This is a genomic window from Paenibacillus sp. FW126-R14 (genome assembly GCF_058789495.1).
On the sequence record NZ_JBYTBS010000064.1, the window covers coordinates 1 to 18,085 of the forward strand.

At 49.1% G+C, this 18,085-nt stretch carries 19 protein-coding genes; all 19 read right to left on the reverse strand.

Annotated elements, in window-relative coordinates:
- Positions 1-221 precede the first annotated feature (221 nt).
- The gene (locus AC3WRW_RS28125) at positions 222-1,076 is read right to left on the reverse strand and encodes a polysaccharide deacetylase family protein (RefSeq protein WP_492549531.1); all 855 of its coding nucleotides are present in this window, start codon (positions 1,074-1,076) and stop codon (positions 222-224) included.
- Between the two features lie 170 nt (positions 1,077-1,246).
- The gene (locus AC3WRW_RS28130) at positions 1,247-2,335 is read right to left on the reverse strand and encodes a prephenate dehydrogenase (RefSeq protein ID WP_492549532.1); all 1,089 of its coding nucleotides are present in this window, start codon (positions 2,333-2,335) and stop codon (positions 1,247-1,249) included.
- 21 nt (positions 2,336-2,356) lie between these two features.
- Positions 2,357-3,457, reverse strand: a complete 1,101-nt coding sequence (gene hisC, locus AC3WRW_RS28135; RefSeq protein WP_492549533.1) for a histidinol-phosphate transaminase — start codon at positions 3,455-3,457, stop codon at positions 2,357-2,359.
- A 224-nt stretch (positions 3,458-3,681) separates the two neighbouring features.
- Entirely contained in the window at positions 3,682-4,491 is an 810-nt protein-coding gene (gene trpA / locus AC3WRW_RS28140) for a tryptophan synthase subunit alpha (protein ID WP_492549534.1), read from the reverse strand.
- Positions 4,492-4,494: 3 nt separating this feature from the next.
- The gene (trpB, locus tag AC3WRW_RS28145) at positions 4,495-5,691 is read right to left on the reverse strand and encodes a tryptophan synthase subunit beta (RefSeq protein WP_492549535.1); all 1,197 of its coding nucleotides are present in this window, start codon (positions 5,689-5,691) and stop codon (positions 4,495-4,497) included.
- On the reverse strand, positions 5,688-6,386 hold the full coding sequence (locus AC3WRW_RS28150) for a phosphoribosylanthranilate isomerase (RefSeq protein WP_492549536.1): 699 nt from the start codon (positions 6,384-6,386) through the stop codon (positions 5,688-5,690). Before AC3WRW_RS28150 ends, trpB begins: the two co-directional genes overlap by 4 nt.
- Positions 6,387-6,401: 15 nt before the next feature.
- Positions 6,402-7,208, reverse strand: coding sequence for an indole-3-glycerol phosphate synthase TrpC (gene trpC, locus AC3WRW_RS28155; RefSeq protein ID WP_492549537.1), 807 nt, complete (start codon positions 7,206-7,208; stop codon positions 6,402-6,404).
- Entirely contained in the window at positions 7,198-8,238 is a 1,041-nt protein-coding gene (trpD, locus tag AC3WRW_RS28160; protein WP_492549538.1) for an anthranilate phosphoribosyltransferase, read from the reverse strand. The genes trpC and trpD overlap by 11 nt, the downstream gene beginning before the upstream one ends.
- 28 nt (positions 8,239-8,266) lie before the next feature.
- On the reverse strand, positions 8,267-9,814 hold the full coding sequence (trpE, locus tag AC3WRW_RS28165) for an anthranilate synthase component I (RefSeq protein WP_492549539.1): 1,548 nt from the start codon (positions 9,812-9,814) through the stop codon (positions 8,267-8,269).
- 295 nt (positions 9,815-10,109) lie between these two features.
- The gene (gene aroH, locus AC3WRW_RS28170; RefSeq protein ID WP_492549540.1) at positions 10,110-10,496 is read right to left on the reverse strand and encodes a chorismate mutase; all 387 of its coding nucleotides are present in this window, start codon (positions 10,494-10,496) and stop codon (positions 10,110-10,112) included.
- Positions 10,497-10,499: 3 nt separating this feature from the next.
- Positions 10,500-11,594, reverse strand: a complete 1,095-nt coding sequence (aroB, locus tag AC3WRW_RS28175) for a 3-dehydroquinate synthase (RefSeq protein WP_492549541.1) — start codon at positions 11,592-11,594, stop codon at positions 10,500-10,502.
- Between the two features lies 1 nt (position 11,595).
- The gene (aroC, locus tag AC3WRW_RS28180; protein ID WP_492549542.1) at positions 11,596-12,759 is read right to left on the reverse strand and encodes a chorismate synthase; all 1,164 of its coding nucleotides are present in this window, start codon (positions 12,757-12,759) and stop codon (positions 11,596-11,598) included.
- 240 nt (positions 12,760-12,999) lie between these two features.
- The gene (locus AC3WRW_RS28185) at positions 13,000-13,164 is read right to left on the reverse strand and encodes a hypothetical protein (protein ID WP_202556524.1); all 165 of its coding nucleotides are present in this window, start codon (positions 13,162-13,164) and stop codon (positions 13,000-13,002) included.
- Between the two features lie 94 nt (positions 13,165-13,258).
- Complete coding sequence (locus tag AC3WRW_RS28190) at positions 13,259-14,044, reverse strand: CheR family methyltransferase (RefSeq protein ID WP_492549543.1); 786 nt, start codon at positions 14,042-14,044, stop codon at positions 13,259-13,261.
- 128 nt (positions 14,045-14,172) lie between these two features.
- A complete protein-coding gene (gene ndk / locus AC3WRW_RS28195) occupies positions 14,173-14,616 on the reverse strand; it encodes a nucleoside-diphosphate kinase (protein WP_492549544.1) in 444 nt (147 codons plus the stop codon).
- A 162-nt stretch (positions 14,617-14,778) separates the two neighbouring features.
- Positions 14,779-15,756, reverse strand: coding sequence for a polyprenyl synthetase family protein (locus tag AC3WRW_RS28200; protein ID WP_492549545.1), 978 nt, complete (start codon positions 15,754-15,756; stop codon positions 14,779-14,781).
- Complete coding sequence (locus AC3WRW_RS28205) at positions 15,753-16,613, reverse strand: menaquinone biosynthesis protein (RefSeq protein WP_492549546.1); 861 nt, start codon at positions 16,611-16,613, stop codon at positions 15,753-15,755. Before AC3WRW_RS28205 ends, AC3WRW_RS28200 begins: the two co-directional genes overlap by 4 nt.
- Positions 16,603-17,211: a UbiX family flavin prenyltransferase gene (locus AC3WRW_RS28210; protein WP_492549547.1), complete on the reverse strand. Its 609-nt coding sequence runs from the start codon at positions 17,209-17,211 to the stop codon at positions 16,603-16,605. The genes AC3WRW_RS28205 and AC3WRW_RS28210 overlap by 11 nt, the downstream gene beginning before the upstream one ends.
- Entirely contained in the window at positions 17,208-18,083 is an 876-nt protein-coding gene (locus AC3WRW_RS28215; protein ID WP_492549548.1) for a UbiA-like polyprenyltransferase, read from the reverse strand. The genes AC3WRW_RS28210 and AC3WRW_RS28215 overlap by 4 nt, the downstream gene beginning before the upstream one ends.
- Positions 18,084-18,085: the final 2 nt, after the last annotated feature.

Consider the following 18,085-nt stretch of genomic DNA (forward strand, 5'->3'; position numbering starts at 1 on the left):
CCTTATTACTTCGATAAACAGGGGGTGAAAACCTTCAGTTGTATAATTATTCCGCTGTAGAAAAAAAAAACCGCCAAATTGGCGGCTGCACTTATGGTGCGATTATCGGATAGGAGTGGAGAGAAACCATACTGTACTTTTATTATATGTATACGGTTTCATTCTGTCAACGACTATTTTGAAAACGTTTACTGCCTTTTTAAAAAATGAGTTTGGCGCCTTTACAGCTTTTGCCTTTTGGATTGATTAATCAAATTGTTGATGGAGTGCGGCCGAATATAAGGGCTGCCTGCATTAATCCGCGGTATCTGCATGGGATCCGTTTTTGCGGAAGTTAAACCGGGCTTAGTCGTGAACGCATACTTAACCCCTGCCTCATTGAGATAGGAAATTGTAAATTCATCATAACTTCCAAAAGGATAAGCGTAAGCGTCGATAGACTTCGCTCCATTGACTTCTCTAAGTTTCGCCATGCAGGTTTTGGTATCCGAAATCACTCTTTGCTTGAGTTCTTCATCGGTTTCGGTTACGCCGTTCGTCGTCAATTTATTATTCAGCACAGGTTTGCCGTCTTTCATAACATGCAGTTGATCGGAATGAAGTTGAAAATCGATGCTCGAAAATTCTTTTCTCATTTTCCTGATTTGATCTCTGGACAAGGAGGGCAGCAAAGTTGCCGTCGGGTTGTCCAAATCTTTCGTTATAACGAAATTTACCGCTGGAATACGCATCTTTTTGAGAATCGGATAGGCATGCGTGTAAAAGCTCTCATACCCGTCGTCAAAGGTGATCAGAATGGCATTATCCGGAATTTTGGCGCCGTCTTTCATAAAACTTTTGAACTGATCCATCGTAATAAAATTGTACCCCTGCCGCTGGAGCGCACCAAGCTGCCGCTCAAATAATTTCGTTGAGATCGTCACTGAGCCCTGCACTTGATCATCGATGTGGTGATACACGAGTACGGCAACTTCCTTGGAATAAATGACATTGTTCGCACTTACAAATGAGGGGAAAAAATTAACAAAAATAATAACAGCAATCAACGCACTTTTCAACATCATCCAGATCTTCATTCCATTCGCCCCACACTTAGAAGTTTGTAATATACATATGAACGATGTCATTATAGCACGAAGTTTTTTTTTTGAGAATTACTTTCAATAGAATAAGAGAAAAGCTGGTTCCTCCCTCCTTACAACGTCTTGGAAGAGAAGAAACCAGCTTATTTGGGCACAAGCTTTGGTCAAACATGAACCTCATAAGGACCCTGGAGCAGCTCGCCTGCGCGGTCCGCGTCTTCTTGATTACGGAACGATAATCGCAGAATTCCCGGAACATCTTCACGGCTCTCAATGATTTGAATATTGCTCAAATTAATTCTCGCATTGCCTAATAGCGTAGTGATTTGACCGATAATGCCGGGATGATCGGGGATATCCACATAAATGTCGAACAGGGACGTAATCATGCCTTTTCTACGCTCAGGCAGTTGACTTCTGAACTCGCCGGCAATGCGGAATTGCTCAACAATTCCTTCGCCATCGCTGTTCTCCAGCAGCTCGACAAAACGTGAAATTTCCATATTCCAATCGGTAAGCAGCTTGAGCAGCACCTGACGGTTGTTGACCAGAATATCCCGCCAAATCGTCGGCTCGCTGGACGCAATGCGTGTGATATCTCTGAAGCCGCCCGCTGCGAGATTCTGATACAGCGGATTCGTTTCATTATATCCTCTGACTTGGTTCACGAGAGCAACCGCAATCATATGCGGCAAATGACTGATCGCGCCGACGATATCGTCATGTTCCCGGGCGCCGACTTGCACGACTTGCGCTTTCGTCATCTTGAGCAGCTCCGTCAAGCGATCGACCTCGGTTTGAGGCGTTCCCTCAGCCGGTGTCAGCACGTAGAAGGCATTCTCAAACAGATGCGAAGAAGCTGCTTCTACGCCGTGACGTTCGGAGCCTGCCATGGGATGACCTCCGATAAAGTACACGCCTTCCTTTACAAGGGTTTCGGCACTTTCCGTAATGGAAGCTTTCGTACTGCCAACATCCGTGATGATGCACCCTGATTTCAGCGGCAGCTTCATCAACTGCTGTACATACTCCTCCAACATCCCTACGGGCACGCACAAAAAGATGTAATCAGCCCCATCTACTGCCTCAGCCATGCTAGTCGTTGCCACGTCAACCACGTTCCGTTTGAGCAGCTTCTCCACCGATTTCCCATTCGGCGAATGGCCGACAACGGTAAAATCCGGTTTTCCTTTATAGCACAAAGCCAGTGAACCGCCAATAAGGCCCACGCCAAATATCGCAATTTTCGTCATAAAATCAACCTTTTAATTATATTAGGCTTGAACAGCAACCTCGGCGAGCACCTGCTGCAGAGCTGCAATGAATTTCTCATTCTGCTCGCTGGAGCCGATCGTAACTCGAATGGATGTAGGGAAGCCCAGCATATGTCCGCCGCGGACGATGATTCCTCTGCGCAGCAAACCGTTAAATACGTCGGCAGCCGGACGTCCTACATTCACCATAATGAAGTTTCCATGAGCTGGGAAAGCCTGTAATCCCATCTCGTTAAACTGCGCTGTCAAGTAATTCAAACCTGACGTATTGGCTTCGCGGCAGCTGGCAATAAAATCTTGATCTTTAATAGCTGCGAGTGCAGCAGCTTGCGCAAATCTAGTCGTGTTGAACGGCTCACGCACTTGATTGACAGATCTAATAACATCCGGATGCCCGATTCCATAACCGATACGAAGCGACGCCAGTCCGTATATTTTGGAGAAAGTACGCAAGGCAATGACATTGCGGTACTGGCCGATAAGTTCGATGCTGTCCGGGAATTGTCCCGTCGTATTGTACTCACAGTAAGCCTCGTCCAGAACGACCAACACATGGGGAGGAACTTTGGCTAAAAATGCTTTGATTTCCGCATCCGTATTCATCGTGCCGGTCGGATTATTCGGATTGCAAATCCAGACGATTTTCGTACGGTCCGTAATTGCAGCCAGCATGCCGTCCAAATCGTGCGTGCCATCTTTCAATGGAACCTCTATAGACACAGCTCCCTCAATCTCGCAATTGTGCTTATATTGCGGGAACGTGTGAGTTGCCATCACCGTTTCGTCGCCTTGCACTAGGAAAGCGCGTGCCAGCATGAGAATAACCTCATCGGACCCTGCGCCGAAAATCAACTGGTTGGTCGCCACTCCGAGGTACTCGGCTACGGCTTCTGTCAGCTGAACGGCTCCGCCATCCGGATATAAGCTGATGTTTGCAATTTCCGCTTCGATCGCCGCTTTCACTTTAGGCGAAGAGCCGAATGGATTTTCATTCGATGCGAGCTTAATCACTTCTGTTAATCCTAGTTCTCTTTTCACTTCTTCAATAGGTTTACCCGGTTGATAGACCGGCAAATGTACAATGGTTTGTTTCGGTTTCATTGGTAGCCACCTCATCAATTAGTTGTCCGAACCTTGTAATTGTCCCACATACATAAAGGTTTTGTAAAATACGGCGCCTTCCGTGCAGCAGGAATAGGGTCTTGTTCACTTTTTTAAGACAAATGTCTCAATGTTCAATACCTAATAGTGTACTGCTTTAACGCTTAACAGTAAATAGGTAATTTCAAAAAATCCCCCCAGACCTGGTGTCCGGAGGGATTTCATTATTTGCCTTTTAGCTGGCCGACAAAGCCGCCAATTTGCTGAAGTCCTTGCGGATGGGCGGCTTCTTCCTTGAAATGATGCAGCGCGCCTTCAATCGTACGGACAATGGCGCTCCCTACTACGACACCGTCGCAAAGCTTCTCAAACCGCTCGACCTGCTCCCGGTTGGAAATGCCGAAGCCAACAACGATCGGCACCTTTGCGGCTTCGCGCACGGTGGAGAGGAAGTCCTCGATCCCTCCGAAGAACTCCGCGCGTTCGCCGGTTACGCCCAGAGATGACACACAGTATACGAATCCGCGTGCTCCTGCCGCAATCCTCTTCACGCGCTCATTCGATGTCGGCGCTACTAATGGAATCAAGTGGACCCCATAAGACTCGGCAATCGCTCTCGTTTCACTGTCTTCTTCCAGCGGCAAATCAGGAATAATAATTCCGCTGATTTCGTTTTCCTGCATCGTCTTGAAGATACGGTCCAGACCGATTTGCAGGACGGGATTATAATAAGTGAATAAGATGAACGGCAGCTTTGAACCCCGGCTTCTTGCTTGGCGTGCCACATCGATCACATCGAAAATCGTTATTTTGCTCAGCAGCGCACGTTCCGAGGAGCGTTGGATAACTGGACCGTCGGCCAACGGATCGGAGTAAGGAACGCCCAGCTCGATCAAATCGGCGCCGGCCCGCTCCATCTCAAGTATAAGCTCCAGAGACGCCTCCAACGAAGGATCGCCGATGGTCAGGAAAGGGATCATCGCCGTTTCCCCCCGCTCTTTGAGCTCAGAGAATCGCTTATCAATCAGGTTCATGACTTATTCCTCCCCTGTGCCAAGATAGCTCATAATGGATTCCACGTCTTTATCGCCGCGTCCGGACAGACTGACGACAATAATTTGATCTTTGGACATCGTAGGAGCCAGCTTAACCGTTTGTGCAATCGCGTGAGCGCTCTCCAAGGCTGGGATGATGCCTTCCGTGCGGCTCAGCAATTGAAGAGCATCCAGCGCCTCTTGGTCTGTGATCGGATAATACGTTGCGCGCTCAATATCTTTGAGATAAGAGTGCTCGGGACCGATCCCCGGGTAGTCTAAACCGGCGGAAATGGAGTGGGCCGGAAGCACTTGCCCGTACTCATCCTGCAGCAGGTAGCTCAGCGAGCCTTGGAATACGCCGGGTGAACCTTTGGTCATCGTCGCGGCATGCTCTTCTGTATGAATGCCGCGTCCAGCGGCTTCCACGCCAATAAGCTTAACCGTTTCATCCTGAACAAACGGGTAGAAGATCCCCATAGCGTTGCTTCCTCCGCCAACGCAGGCAACTACGGCATCCGGCAATCTGCCTTCGGTTTCCAGAATCTGCTCGCGCGACTCATCGCCGATGACACGCTGAAAGTCGCGCACCATCATCGGGTAAGGATGCGGCCCTGTAACGGAACCAAGAATGTAGTACGTATCCTGAACGTTGCTGACCCAATAGCGCAGCGTTTCGTTGCACGCGTCCTTCAGCGTGCGAGTGCCTGAAGTTACGGGAATGACTTCCGAACCGAGCAATTTCATCCGAAAAACGTTTAATTGCTGTCTCTTCGTATCTTCTTCTCCCATGAATACTTTGCATTCGAAACCCATTAAGGCAGCGACCGTTGCCGACGCCACACCGTGCTGTCCTGCGCCTGTCTCCGCGATAATTTTCTTTTTCCCCATCTTTTTCGCAAGAACCGCTTGTCCGATGGTGTTGTTAATTTTGTGCGCGCCCGTATGGTTCAGGTCTTCGCGCTTCAAATAAATTTTGGCTCCGCCCAGCTGTTCAGATAGTCGCTCAGCATAATAAAGCGGTGTAGGTCTGCCTGAATATTGCTTTTGCAAATAACGAACTTCGGCAATAAACTCAGGGTCATCCTTATATCGGTTATAAGCTTCTTCCAGCTCAGTCAGTGCGTTCATCAGTGTTTCTGGTACGTAACGGCCGCCGAACTTGCCGAATCTGCCGTGCTCATCTGGTACTTGCGTCACTTTCCGGTCACCCTCTCCACAAATGCGGTAATTTTCGCAATATCTTTCACGCCATCCGTCTCGACGCCGCTGGAAACATCTACGCCGTCAGGACGGTAGGCTTCTACGAGTTGATTCACATTATCAGGCTGCAGTCCGCCTGCTACAAGCAGCTTCACGCCTGCTAAACGGGCCCATTCCTGATAAACGGGAATGCAGTCCCAAGCAAACGTTTTGCCGGAGCCTCCACCATAGACAGGGTCAAAAGTATCCAGCAAGACAGCGTCAACCGATCCGCTATACGGGTCCAGCTGCGCAGCTACTTCCGACAAGGAAGGAACTTTATTCTCCGATTTTGAAATCGAAACCGATTTAAATACTTGCACCCCAAAATGTTCACGCACCCAACTGCAAAACTCAGGAGTCTCCTGGCTGTGCAATTGAACAACATCCAAAGGCGCGGCAGCCAAAATTTCGGTAAGCTGCTCTTTGCTCGGATTGACGAATACCCCTACCGTAAGCGGTATGGACATACCTCTTGAAGCTTCTGTTTTCAAATACGAAATCAGTTCGCTTGCCTTATCCGGCGTGACTTGGCGCTTACTTGGGGCAAATACAAATCCGATATGGTCGATCGGCAAATTTATGATTGATTTTAACACTTCAACGCTTTGAAGTCCACAGATTTTTACGGTTGGAATCGTGCTTACAGCCATTCTTTTCGCCTCTTTCTACGCCAATTGATTCGTTGTTTTTACTTTGGGTCCCATCAGATCATGAACCGCTTGCTCAACAACAGGCTGACGCATGAAATGCTCGCCGATCAACACGGCTTGGGAGCCGACTTGCTCTAAATATGCCATGTCTTGAACAGAGGAAATGCCGCTCTCGCTGACAATTGTTTTACCTGCCGGGATGAATTGAATCAGCTCTTCCGTCGTTTTCAAATCGGTGACGAACGTTTTTAAATTCCGGTTATTGATGCCGATCAACCTCGTATCCAATTCAAGCGTCCGCTCCAGCTCCTCCCGGTCATGCACCTCAACAAGCGCATCCAGACCGAGGTCGCTCGCTAGCGACAAATACTGTTTCATTTGATCCGTGGTCAAAATCGCCGCGATGAGCAGGATCGCATCCGCACCAATCAAACGGGCTTCGTAAATTTGCTTCGGATCGATCGTGAAATCCTTCCGCAGCAAAGGGACACGGACAGCTTGCCGGACAGTTTGCAGGTAGGCGTTGCTGCCTTGGAAATACTGCACATCCGTAAGGACCGAGATGCAATCTGCGCCTGCACGCTCGTAGGACTCCGCCAGCCCTACCGGATCAAAATCCTCGCGAATCAAGCCCTTGGAGGGTGATGCCTTTTTAACTTCGGCGATCAAACCCATCGTGCGATTTTTACGCAGCGTCAACGCTTGTTCAAAGCCCAGGCAAGGAGGGAGCTGCGAAATAGCTCTCTCCGCTTCTGCGATGGAAAAGGAGCTCATCGCTTCAACTTCAGCCCGCTTAGTGGCAACAATTTTATCAAGAAACATGGCATAGTTCTCCTGTATATTGGATTAAGTCGTTCAATTTCTGTTCAGCACGGCCCGAATCAATCACATCAGCCGCAAACTTAACGCCCTGTTGAAGACTTCCGACATGACCTGTCACGTAGAAGCACGCAGCTGCATTCGCCAGCACAATGTCACGATGAGGGCCTTTCTCGCCGGCAAAAATATGACGGATAATCTCTGCGTTCAAGAGCGCATCGCCGCCGCCAACATCCTTAATGCTGTGCGCCCGCAAGCCAAGATCGTCTGGCGTGATGGTATAAGTGCTGATCTGGTCCGCTTTCAGCTCCGTCACTTTGGTTGGCGCCGAAATGCTGAATTCATCCAAGCCGTCCTCGCTGGCTACGACCAAAGCGCGTTTCAGCCCCAAAGCTTGCAGTGCTTGAGCGAGCAGCTCTGTCTTCGTCCGATCGAATACGCCAAGCACCTGACGATCCGCTCCCGCAGGATTGGTAAGCGGCCCCAGCAGATTGAACACCGTGCGGAAGCCGAGCTCCCGACGCGGAGCAGCCACGTGCTTCATCGATTGATGGTACGCTTGCGCGAACATAAAGCAAATGCCCGTTTTGTCCAAACATTTCGCCGCCTGTTCGCCGCTTAACGTTATTTTCACGCCAAGAGCTTCCAGAACGTCAGCGCTGCCGCTTTTGCTGGACATGGCTCTGTTGCCGTGCTTGGCTACGCGAATCCCGCCAGCAGCCGCAACGATGGCCGCCGTCGTTGAAATGTTGAACGTCTCTGCTCCGTCGCCGCCGGTGCCGCAAGTATCCAGCAGATCATGCTGCAGCACCTCGACTTGAATCGCCTTGCTCCGCATCGTTTCTGCAAATCCTGTAATTTCTTCCAGCGTTTCGCCCTTAATGCGAAGAGCCGTCAGCAGACTGCCGATTTGCGCAGGAGACGCCGCCCCCTCCATTATGTCCGACATCACGCCGCGCGCTTCCTCGCGGGACAGGTGGCTGCCGCTAATTACCTTGCCGAGCGCTTGCTGTATATGATTAAGTCCACTCATGACGCTAATCCTCCTCTACTTCTTTCCCTTAAGAGTTAACAAAGTAATCTTTGTTAATATCGCTTACCGGTCTAGGCTCAGGGCTGAACATCGCTTCAGCCATCCGAATCGATTTGAGCAAAGCTGTCGCTTTGTTCACCGTCTCCTGGTACTCGCTTTCCGGCACCGAGTCCCACACAATGCCGGCGCCTGCTTGCACATAGGCTTTGCCGTGCTTGAAAACAATCGTGCGGATCGTAATGCATGTATCCAAATTACCCGAGAATCCTAAATAACCGATGGCTCCCGCGTACGTACCGCGCGCCTCTGGCTCCAGCTCAGCAATAATCTCCATTGCTCGCAGTTTCGGCGCTCCAGACACCGTCCCTGCAGGCATGCAGGAAAGAAAGGCATCGAAGAAATCTTTGTCCTTCGCTATTTTTCCGGAAACGTTGGAAACGATATGCATGACGTGCGAATAGCGTTCAACATCCATGAAAGTATCGCACTTCACCGTTCCAAATTCCGATACGCGGCCGATATCGTTACGGCCTAAATCGACCAGCATCAAATGTTCAGCGCGCTCCTTCTCATCGGCAAGCAGCTCTTTCTCAAGCGCCAAGTCCTCTTCAGGCGTTTTGCCGCGAGGTCTTGTGCCGGCGATCGGACGCGTCTCTACCTTCTCCTCTTCAACCCGGACAAGCAATTCCGGCGATGTTCCGACAACGACCTCATCATCCATTTTGAGGACATACATGTAAGGAGAAGGGTTCATTGTGCGCAGCACCCGGTACACCTGAAGGGGCGAAACAGCCGTTTCCATCTCAAAACGTTGGGACAGGACAACCTGGAAAATATCGCCGGCACGAATGTATTCCTTCGCTTTGTTGACGTTGGCAATGAACTTTTCCTTCGTGATATTGGAACGAATCTCGCCGAGTTCCGGCTCCGATACGATCGGGTTGTGCGTCATCGTTTCCGTTCCGAGCGGACGCTTGATCTTCTCAATCGTCGCATCGATTTTTTGGCAGGTGGCATGGTAGGCCTTCACAATATCCGCATCCGTTGCAAAAGGCGGCACATGCACGTTGGCAATGACTTTGATCTGCTGTTTAAAATGATCGAAAACGACGACTTGATCGCAAAACATGAACTGAATGTCATTCATTTGCAAGTCATCAATTTGATGAGCAGGCAGCTTCTCATAGTATTGCAGAAGATCGTATCCAAAGAATCCGACAGCGCCGCCTGTAAAACGCGGCAAGTCCGCAAGCTGAGGGCTGGAGTAGGATCTTAGGTAAGCTTTCAACACATCGATCGGTTTCTCGTCAGAAACTTTCGTCTCGGTTTGTGTTTCAACGACCGTCTTCCCATGCTTAGCCTTAATCATCAGGAACGGATCGCTTCCAATGAAGGAATACCGGGCCCATTTCACGCCGCCCTCCACGCTTTCTAACAGGAACGCACGCTTTTCTTGGTACAAGTGCTGAAACACACGAATCGGGGTTTCCGTATCCGCTAATAGATGGCGCACCACAGGAATGAGGTTATTATTTTTGGCCAGTCGAATCACTTCTTGAATTTCAGGTGTATACATGGTAACATCCCCTCTCAGCTTGAGAGCCTGCCCTTGTTTGCCGAGGCGCTCCAAACTCTAATTGAATAACAAAAAACCTCTACCGAAGTAGAGGTTGGCTTTTAGTTAAATGTAGAAGATTAAGAAGAGTATGCAAAAAGAAACTTGGGTATGTATGAGAAAACAGACGTCTCCGAATGAGTCGTGTCCATCTCCATACGATCCTTTGTTCTCTTTCTCATCTCATCTGGGCTCTGCTCTACTCAACTAAACTCTGCTCTACTCTACTTACCTAAACTCATCTAACTCCACTATACTACCGCGCAGCTTCATTTGTCAATTTAACAATATCAGGACGAAGCGCTTTGGCTTCCTTCAAATAAATATGGTTGATTTCCGCTTGACTCTTCATTGTGTTGACTTGAACCATCAGGCGGATACATTTGGGCAATGAGTTTTCAACCGGAACTTCCAACGAACACATCAACGGAACCAATTCCCAGCCAACCATCGTGCGAATAGCCCGTGCCGGGAAGGTCGCCGTAATATCTTCTGTCACCGTAATAAAAACCGAACAAATATCTTCCGGACGAAAATCATTCGCCTCTACGATGGCATGAAGCAGTTCTCCGGTCGCGGTTAAAATTTCTTCCGCTTCATTGTGTTCAACCGTCGTCGCACCACGAATTCCCCTACAAAACATCGGCTAACTCTCCCCTTTTAGAAGCTCGACAATTTGTCTGACTTGCTCGACGGTAACATCCTTACGAATTTCAACTTTGCCAATTTCCGTAGGAATGATATAGACCATCGTGCCTTCTTTAAATTTCTTATCGTGCATCATCGCGCTCATGATGCTATCCGTGTCCAAATGAGACGGAATGGCGACCGGCAAGCCGTATTTCAGGAATAAGCCTTTGGTGACTTGATGAATCTCCTCGGCATATCCGAACTGCTGAGCAAGCTTAGCCGCACCAACCATCCCGATGGAAATCGCTTCGCCATGCAGCAGCTCGCCGTAACCGGCGACAGCTTCCAAGGCGTGGCCGATTGTGTGGCCCAGATTTAGAATCGCACGCAAATCGTTCTCGCGTTCATCTTGGGACACGACGATCGACTTTACTTTACAGCCTATGTAAAGCGCGTAACTAAGCGCTTCAGGATCAAGAGACAACAACTTCTCTGCGTTGTCGTCGCACCACTGCGTGAAAGCTGCGTCCCAGATCAAGCCGTGCTTGATCACTTCGGAGAGGCCCGCCTTCACCTGGCGCGGCGGCAAGGTCAAGAGCAAGTCGATGTCGAAGAGAACGAGCTCGGGCTGGTGGAACGCCCCGATGATGTTCTTCGCCATCGGATGATTAACGGCTACCTTGCCGCCGACAGAACTGTCGTGGGCAAGGATCGTCGTCGGGATCTGCACGAAGCGGATCCCGCGCATGAAGCTCGCCGCTGCGAAGCCGGCGAGATCGCCGACGACGCCTCCGCCCAGGGCCACGATCGCAGAGCTGCGATCAAGGCCCGCCCGGAGGGCGTCGGTCACGATTCCCTCGAGCTGCGCGAGGGATTTGGATGTTTCGCCTGCGGGAACGACGCAGGCCGTCGCGGCGAAGCCGCCTTCTTGGAGCAGCGCCATGACGCGCTCCAGGTGCAGCGAAGCCACCTCGCTGTCGGTGACCACGAGCAGCGGCGACTTGCGGCTGAGCTTCGCGCGGTCGAATAGAGACGCGATATCGTTCAGAATGCCTTGACCGATATAAATGGGATAAGACCGTTCTCCAAGCTCTACCGTGAGCTCTCTCATCTTAGTAGCTCTCCACTTGTTTCAAAAAGTTGGTTAAGTTCGCATGAATCTCCTCAATGGAGTCTCCACCGAATTTATCCAAGAACGCATTCGCAACTTCCCATGCAATCACGTTCTCCATAATGACGCCCGCAGCCGGGACGGCGCAAGTGTCTGAACGCTCAACCTGTGCGGTGAACACTTCTTTCGTGTCAATGTCCACGCTTTGCAGCGGCTTGTACAGCGTAGAGATCGGCTTCATCACCCCGCGAACAACGATTTGCTCGCCTGTCGTCATTCCGCCTTCAAATCCGCCTGCACGATTCGTTCTGCGTCTAAAGCCGGTTTCCTCTGTATATAAAATTTCGTCATGCACATTCGATCCTCTGCGCTCGGCGGCTTCGAATCCAATGCCGAATTCCACGCCTTTGAACGCTTGAATGGAAAGAACCGCTTGCGCAATTTTGCCATCCAATTTGCGGTCCCATTGCACGTGGCTGCCAAGTCCGACCGGCACGCCTTCAATGATTACTTCAACGATTCCGCCAAGTGTATCGCCATCTTCTTTGGCTGCGTCGATCGCCGCGATCATTTTCGCTTCCGCGTCTTTATCCACTACGCGCACCGGCGACTCCTCCGTTATGCGAATGAGATCGTCGATCGGCAGCTCTTGACGCTGTGCTTCCACATCCCCGATACGGATCACTTGCCCGGCAACCTTGATTCCGAACTCCGCCAGCAATTGGCGTGCAACTGCCCCTGTCGCTACGCGCATCGTCGTTTCGCGGGCGCTTGAGCGCTCTAGAATGTTGCGCAGATCTTTCTGATTATATTTGAGACCGCCATTCAAATCGGCATGTCCGGGGCGAGGGCGGTTCACGCGGCGTTTGCCTTCGTTATCCTCTTCAACCGGCTCGATGCCCATTACGGAAGTCCAATGCTTCCAGTCATTGTTGACAACGACCAGCGCGATCGGAGCGCCTGTCGTCTTGCCATGGCGTACACCGCCGGCAATTGTCGCCGTATCTTTCTCAATCTGCATCCGGCGACCGCGGCCATACCCCTTCTGACGTCTATGTAATTGAAAATTCAGATCCTCAAAGTTCAGGGTTACATTACTTGGAAACCCTTCAATAATCGCAGTGAGCTGCGGTCCATGTGTTTCTCCTGCCGTTAAATATCTCACAATCCGTTACCCCCTATAATTTGGTGAAACATTAGCCTATAAGTTCTGGCAAGCTGAACGTATTCCTATAGCAGCTTGCATTTGCTTCCAAACGCTTTAGCGCTTTGACGCGCGATTATCTTTAAGTCATTATAGTATAGGTACTCTTGTTTGGCAACAGCACAAACGCAAAAACACGCTTTGCCTCTAAGGGATTTTCCCTTAACCGCAAGCGTGTTGGCATCTGCTCAGGAGCATAGGTTACCCGTGCATTGGCTGCTTCTGGACAACTCTTGGAAGTTCTGCCAATTGTGGGTCATTCATCAAGCCCATAATTTGCGATGAATCCACTCCCAAAATTTGCGCACATTCTTGAATGGAGATCATTCCCCTGCGATAAGCGGTAATCACTTTGCGTTTGTCCATAAGAGCCCCCTAAGAGTTTGCTTCAGTTTATTTCTAGATCTAATCAACGTCACTGAGTTATGCTACATCTTAGTATTGGAAAATATGGGATTTCTTATACACCCTTTTTGCGGTAAAAGAAAGTATCCGCCGGTTCCAAGTCATATTGCCCCGGGGAGAAAATCTGCTCCGTCGAGCCCACGAACAACAAACCACCCGGCTTCAGCGCTCTCGAAAATTTTTGATACAGCACATGCTTCGCTTCTTCCGTGAAATAGATGATCACATTGCGGCATACGATCAAATCAAATCCGATATCGAACGTATCGACCAGCAGGTTCTGCTTTTGAAATTTAACCTGCTTTTTCAGCTCATCCGATACATGATACATCAATTGCTCTTGACGAAAATACTTCTTCACATACTTCTCAGGAACGTCTCTCAGCGAACGATCAAGATAGACCCCTTTACGCGCCTTGTCAAGCGCGCCTTCATCGATATCCGTCGCAAGCAGATGGACATCGCTCAAGGCTCCTTGCTCTGCCAGAATCATCGCTAACGTATAAGGTTCCTCACCGGTTGAACAGGCTGCGCTCCAAACCTTTAACCTGCGATTCTTTTTGAGCATCTCGGGAACGAACCTCGACTCCACAAGCTCCCACCGGTTCGGGTTCCGCCAAAACTCGGATACATTGATCGTCATCCGATCCAGAAATTCATAAAAGAGTTCTTTATTTTTCATCATGGCATCAAAAAAAGAGGCGAACGTTTGATAGCCACGTTTCATTCGCAATGTTGTCAGACGTCTTTTCATTTGCGCTTCTTTATAAAGAGCAAGATCAATGGACGTATGTTCTTTTACTTTTTTAATAAAAAACAAAAAATCCTGATCTTCTTCCATGCTGCCCACCTGCCTTGGTTATTGTCTAAGTACCATACATTCTTGCAAACCTTGCCAAATTCCTTCAAAACCCGACAAAAAAAAGAAACCTGCATCCAAAAAGATGACAGGTTCTCAGGTTTTCATTGCTAGATCCACTGTTGAATGATTTTCGTATAGTCAAGGATTTCGTCCTTTTTGAAGAAATTGCCGATCTCGCGTTCAGCGCTTTCCGGTGAATCGGAGCCATGGATGAGATTTAAATTCGTATGTACGGCATAGTCGCCACGGATCGTACCCGGCGCTGCTTCCAGTGAATTCGTTTTGCCGATCAACGTGCGCGATAAAGGAATCACTTGGTCCCCCTGCCACACCATCGCAAAAACGGGGCCGGACGTAATAAAATTAACGAGTCTGTCGTAAAAATCTTTTCCTTTATGCTCGGCATAATGAAACTCGGCTTGCTCTCTCGATACCATCGTCAGCTTGCTGCCGATTAGTTGAAAGCCTTTCTGTTCGAAGCGCTTTACAATTTCACCGATCAATCCACGCTGCACGCCGTCAGGCTTTACCATCAAAAACGTTTTTTCCATATAACGACTACCTCCTTAGAGTTTTCTTTGGAAAACTTACATCGTAAGCATCTGTTGAGTTTCCTTAAGAAAACTTGCCTCGTAAGCTTGTACTCCATTAGGTTTGAGCTATGTACTTCTTCTTAGTTTACACTTTTTGGCATATTTTCTCAAATTGCACCCTTAATATGAACGATTGCCGATGAAATGGGCAACTTCGATCAGATCTTTCTTCGCTTGGCCGCCCGGCAGCTTGTCCAAAGAAGCAATCGCTTTATCGAGGTACTTCTGGGACAATGCTTCCGCCTTTTGAATGCCGTCGCTTTTTCGGATCATATCCAGGAAGCCGCTCACATCCGTTTGTCCATCCAATTTATGTATACGATCTAATTCGGCCAAAATCAGCGGCTTCAAAGCAGGATCTTGCAAGGCATACAGGACGGGAAGCGTAATGTTACCTTGTTTCACATCGGAACCGGGCGGTTTGCCAATCTGCTTCTCCGTGCCGATCAAATCCAGAATATCATCGCGGATCTGAAACGTCATGCCGATGTTGTAACCGAAGCTGTACAGCTTATTGCAAATCCAATCCGGAGCGTCTGCCGCCATAGCTCCCAGTTTGCAGGAAATGGCGATCAGGAGCGCCGTTTTGCGTCTTATGCGCAGCAAGTAATCGCGGATCGATTGATCGGAATGAAAGAAAAAGCGGATTTGTTCCATTTCGCCGATGGACATTTCCACAATCGCTTTCGACATGATTTGATGTACAGCCGGTTTGTGGATTTGCGTAATGACGCCCAAAGCTTTAGCAAATATGTAATCTCCAGTAAACATCGCGATCCGGTTGTCCCATTTAGACCGAACCGTTAATTGTCCGCGTCTTGTGTTGGCGTCATCGATGACATCATCGTGAACAAGCGAGGCCATATGAATGAGCTCCAGCGGTACCGCGACGCGTTTCATCGTTTCCAGCCGGTAATCGCCAAACTCGCCGGAGAGCAGTACAAACACCGGGCGAATGCGCTTCCCGCCAGCTTTCAATAGATGGCTGGACGTTTCTCTCAGCATAGCGTGATCGGTATATACGCTTTCTTCGAGCGCTTTTTCAATTGCTGCTATATCTTTTTTCTTTCTTGAATAAATATCGATTAAATTTTTCATTCTGTCACCCGTGCCACTTTAGTCTCAGACCATAAAGCGATGCTTACCGGTTTCGGCAGGAAACCAAGCTCGTAACAATACTTGTAGTAGGTTGCAAGTCCTTCCCATTGTTCCGTTCCAAAATCATAGCATAACGTATGAAAATAATGATGCCAATATGAAGCTGTGCCGCCTACCGAAGCTTGCGCCTCGCCTATCATTTCCTCCGGATCGCGGTGGGCTTTCGCTTTGCTTGCCATGAACGCCTCGAAGACATCAGCCACCAGTTCCGGGTACATCTCAGCCGTCTCTTTGCGTATCGCCCACACGGCGAATGAAATCCATTGGCCGGTCCATTTCGCCCATTCTTGCCCAAGATCTGTAATCATATACGTTTTATTGCGCCAGCTCTCTTTGATTGCATCGTCGCCAATGAGCAGCGCCCCGTCCGCCCGGGCCATCATGCTGTCAACATTCGGATGCGCATATTCATACGTGGGCTTCCCGCCATAAAATTTCTCCAGAATGATTTTAAGCAAATTCACGGATGTAGCTGAAGTTGTCGGCAGCATAATATGCCCGTTCGCGATCTCGCGGAGCGGCTTTTCGTGGAACAGTAAAATCGAATTGACTTCTCCATAAGCGCTAACGGATAAATCCGGATACAACAAGTATTTCTCGAAGGACTCTCCGTAGGCAAAAGAAGAAATCGGTCCCATATCAATGTTTCCTGCGGCCATAGCTTGATTCAGTGAAGTTGGAACTTGTTCGATAATGTCCACATCCGAAGTGTTCATAAGCTCCGGAAAATAATAGTAGATCGGCCAAACGTTCGTATAGTTGATTCGGCCAATGCGGATTTTCGGGTCAGCGCTCATCATGGTTCTCTCCCCATCTTCGGTACAAGGAATGCTCAATCTCCATGCTGTCCAGCACTTTGCCCACCAAAAAATCGACCATCTCTTCCAAAGAGCGCGGACGATTATAAAAGGCGGGCATCGCCGGAAGCATGCGTACGCCCATTCTGGATAAGGTTAGCATGTTTTCTAAATGTATGGCATGTAATGGCGTTTCCCTTGGAACCAGAATTAATTTTCTTCCTTCTTTCAGCATCACATCTGCTGTCCGCTCTAGCAAGTTATCGGACGATCCGTGCGCAATGCCGGATAACGTGCCCATTGAGCACGGGATGACAACCATTCCTTTCGTGCGAAAGGATCCGCTGGCAACGGTCGCTCCTATATCAGCAATAGGATGATAGTCAAACGTGCCTGCGCGGCCGCCGAAATGCTCCTGAAGCATTTCCTTGCGCTTGCCGGCATTCCAATCCAATTCATCGTGCAGGACTCTCCAGCCGGCCTCCGTAACGATCAGATGCACGTTTAATCCTTGATCCAGCATGACTTGGCACAGCCTGACGCCATAAATGGCTCCGCTAGCCCCTGTAATCCCTATCACCCAATTGCCGCCGCTCATAAGTACTGCCTCACAAGCACATCAAGCAGTGTAAATACAAACATCACAAGGCTGAGCACACCGTTCATCGTGAAGAAGGCTGTATTCAGCTTGGATAAATCCTGCGGTGAAACAAGTCTGTGTTCTTTGTACAAAATAAAATACGCAATAACAAGCCCTACCAAGTAAAACCAGCTTAAATGTGTGATGAAGAATAAAGTAACGAGTCCTACAGCTGTCAGTACGTGCAAAACACGCGCCGTATTGAGCGCTGCCTTAATGCCAAAGCGGCTCGGCAAAGAATGTAGGCCTTCGTTGCGGTCGAACTCAGCATCCTGACAAGCATAGATGAGATCAAAGCCGGCACTCCAGCACACTACTGTCAAATAAAATACGATAGATGCCCAAGTGAATTGGCCTGTTACGGCAATCCATCCGCCTAACGGGGCTAATCCTAAAGTCAAGCCGAGAACAAAGTGGCATGTCCATGTGAATCTTTTGGTATAAGAGTAAAAGACAAGAAAAAACACTGCGATCGGCAGCAGTTTCATTGACAAGGAACTTAAATTAGACGTTGCCCAGAAAAGCAATGCAAATGAAATAATAATATAAATAATAACTTGCGGGATGGAAATCAACCCCGCGGGTATTGCGCGATTTTCCGTGCGCGGATTTTTCTTGTCTATCGCTTTATCGATGACTCGGTTTAAGGCCATCGCCGCGGTTCTCGCGCCAACCATCGCCAGCGTAATCCAGCCAATCTGTGCCCAACTCGGCAAATGTCCGTTCAATACCACGGATCCAAGAATTGCCCCCATGAAAGCAAAAGGCAGTGCAAAAACACTGTGTTCAAACTTAATCATTTCTAGAAAAATTTTTAATTTAGTAAACATAT

Excerpts from the sequence above, each read along its gene's own strand:
- ndk (WP_492549544.1), bottom strand. The coding sequence starts at position 14,616 with ATGGAAAAAACGTTTTTGATGGTAAAGCCTGACGGCGTGCAGCGTGGA.
- trpC (WP_492549537.1), bottom strand. The coding sequence starts at position 7,208 with ATGTTTCTTGATAAAATTGTTGCCACTAAGCGGGCTGAAGTTGAAGCG.
- hisC (WP_492549533.1), bottom strand. The coding sequence starts at position 3,457 with ATGAAACCGAAACAAACCATTGTACATTTGCCGGTCTATCAACCGGGT.
- AC3WRW_RS28185 (WP_202556524.1), bottom strand. The coding sequence starts at position 13,164 with ATGGACAAACGCAAAGTGATTACCGCTTATCGCAGGGGAATGATCTCC.
- AC3WRW_RS28205 (WP_492549546.1), bottom strand. The coding sequence starts at position 16,613 with ATGAGCGCTGACCCGAAAATCCGCATTGGCCGAATCAACTATACGAAC.
- AC3WRW_RS28130 (WP_492549532.1), bottom strand. The coding sequence starts at position 2,335 with ATGACGAAAATTGCGATATTTGGCGTGGGCCTTATTGGCGGTTCACTG.
- AC3WRW_RS28210 (WP_492549547.1), bottom strand. The coding sequence starts at position 17,211 with ATGAGCGGCGGCAATTGGGTGATAGGGATTACAGGGGCTAGCGGAGCC.
- AC3WRW_RS28125 (WP_492549531.1), bottom strand. The coding sequence starts at position 1,076 with ATGAAGATCTGGATGATGTTGAAAAGTGCGTTGATTGCTGTTATTATT.
- AC3WRW_RS28150 (WP_492549536.1), bottom strand. The coding sequence starts at position 6,386 with ATGGCTGTAAGCACGATTCCAACCGTAAAAATCTGTGGACTTCAAAGC.
- trpD (WP_492549538.1), bottom strand. The coding sequence starts at position 8,238 with ATGAGTGGACTTAATCATATACAGCAAGCGCTCGGCAAGGTAATTAGC.
- AC3WRW_RS28200 (WP_492549545.1), bottom strand. The coding sequence starts at position 15,756 with ATGAAAAATTTAATCGATATTTATTCAAGAAAGAAAAAAGATATAGCA.
- aroH (WP_492549540.1), bottom strand. The coding sequence starts at position 10,496 with ATGTTTTGTAGGGGAATTCGTGGTGCGACGACGGTTGAACACAATGAA.
- trpE (WP_492549539.1), bottom strand. The coding sequence starts at position 9,814 with ATGTATACACCTGAAATTCAAGAAGTGATTCGACTGGCCAAAAATAAT.
- AC3WRW_RS28190 (WP_492549543.1), bottom strand. The coding sequence starts at position 14,044 with ATGGAAGAAGATCAGGATTTTTTGTTTTTTATTAAAAAAGTAAAAGAA.
- trpA (WP_492549534.1), bottom strand. The coding sequence starts at position 4,491 with ATGAACCTGATTGATAAGCGATTCTCTGAGCTCAAAGAGCGGGGGGAA.
- AC3WRW_RS28215 (WP_492549548.1), bottom strand. The coding sequence starts at position 18,083 with ATGTTTACTAAATTAAAAATTTTTCTAGAAATGATTAAGTTTGAACAC.
- aroB (WP_492549541.1), bottom strand. The coding sequence starts at position 11,594 with ATGAGAGAGCTCACGGTAGAGCTTGGAGAACGGTCTTATCCCATTTAT.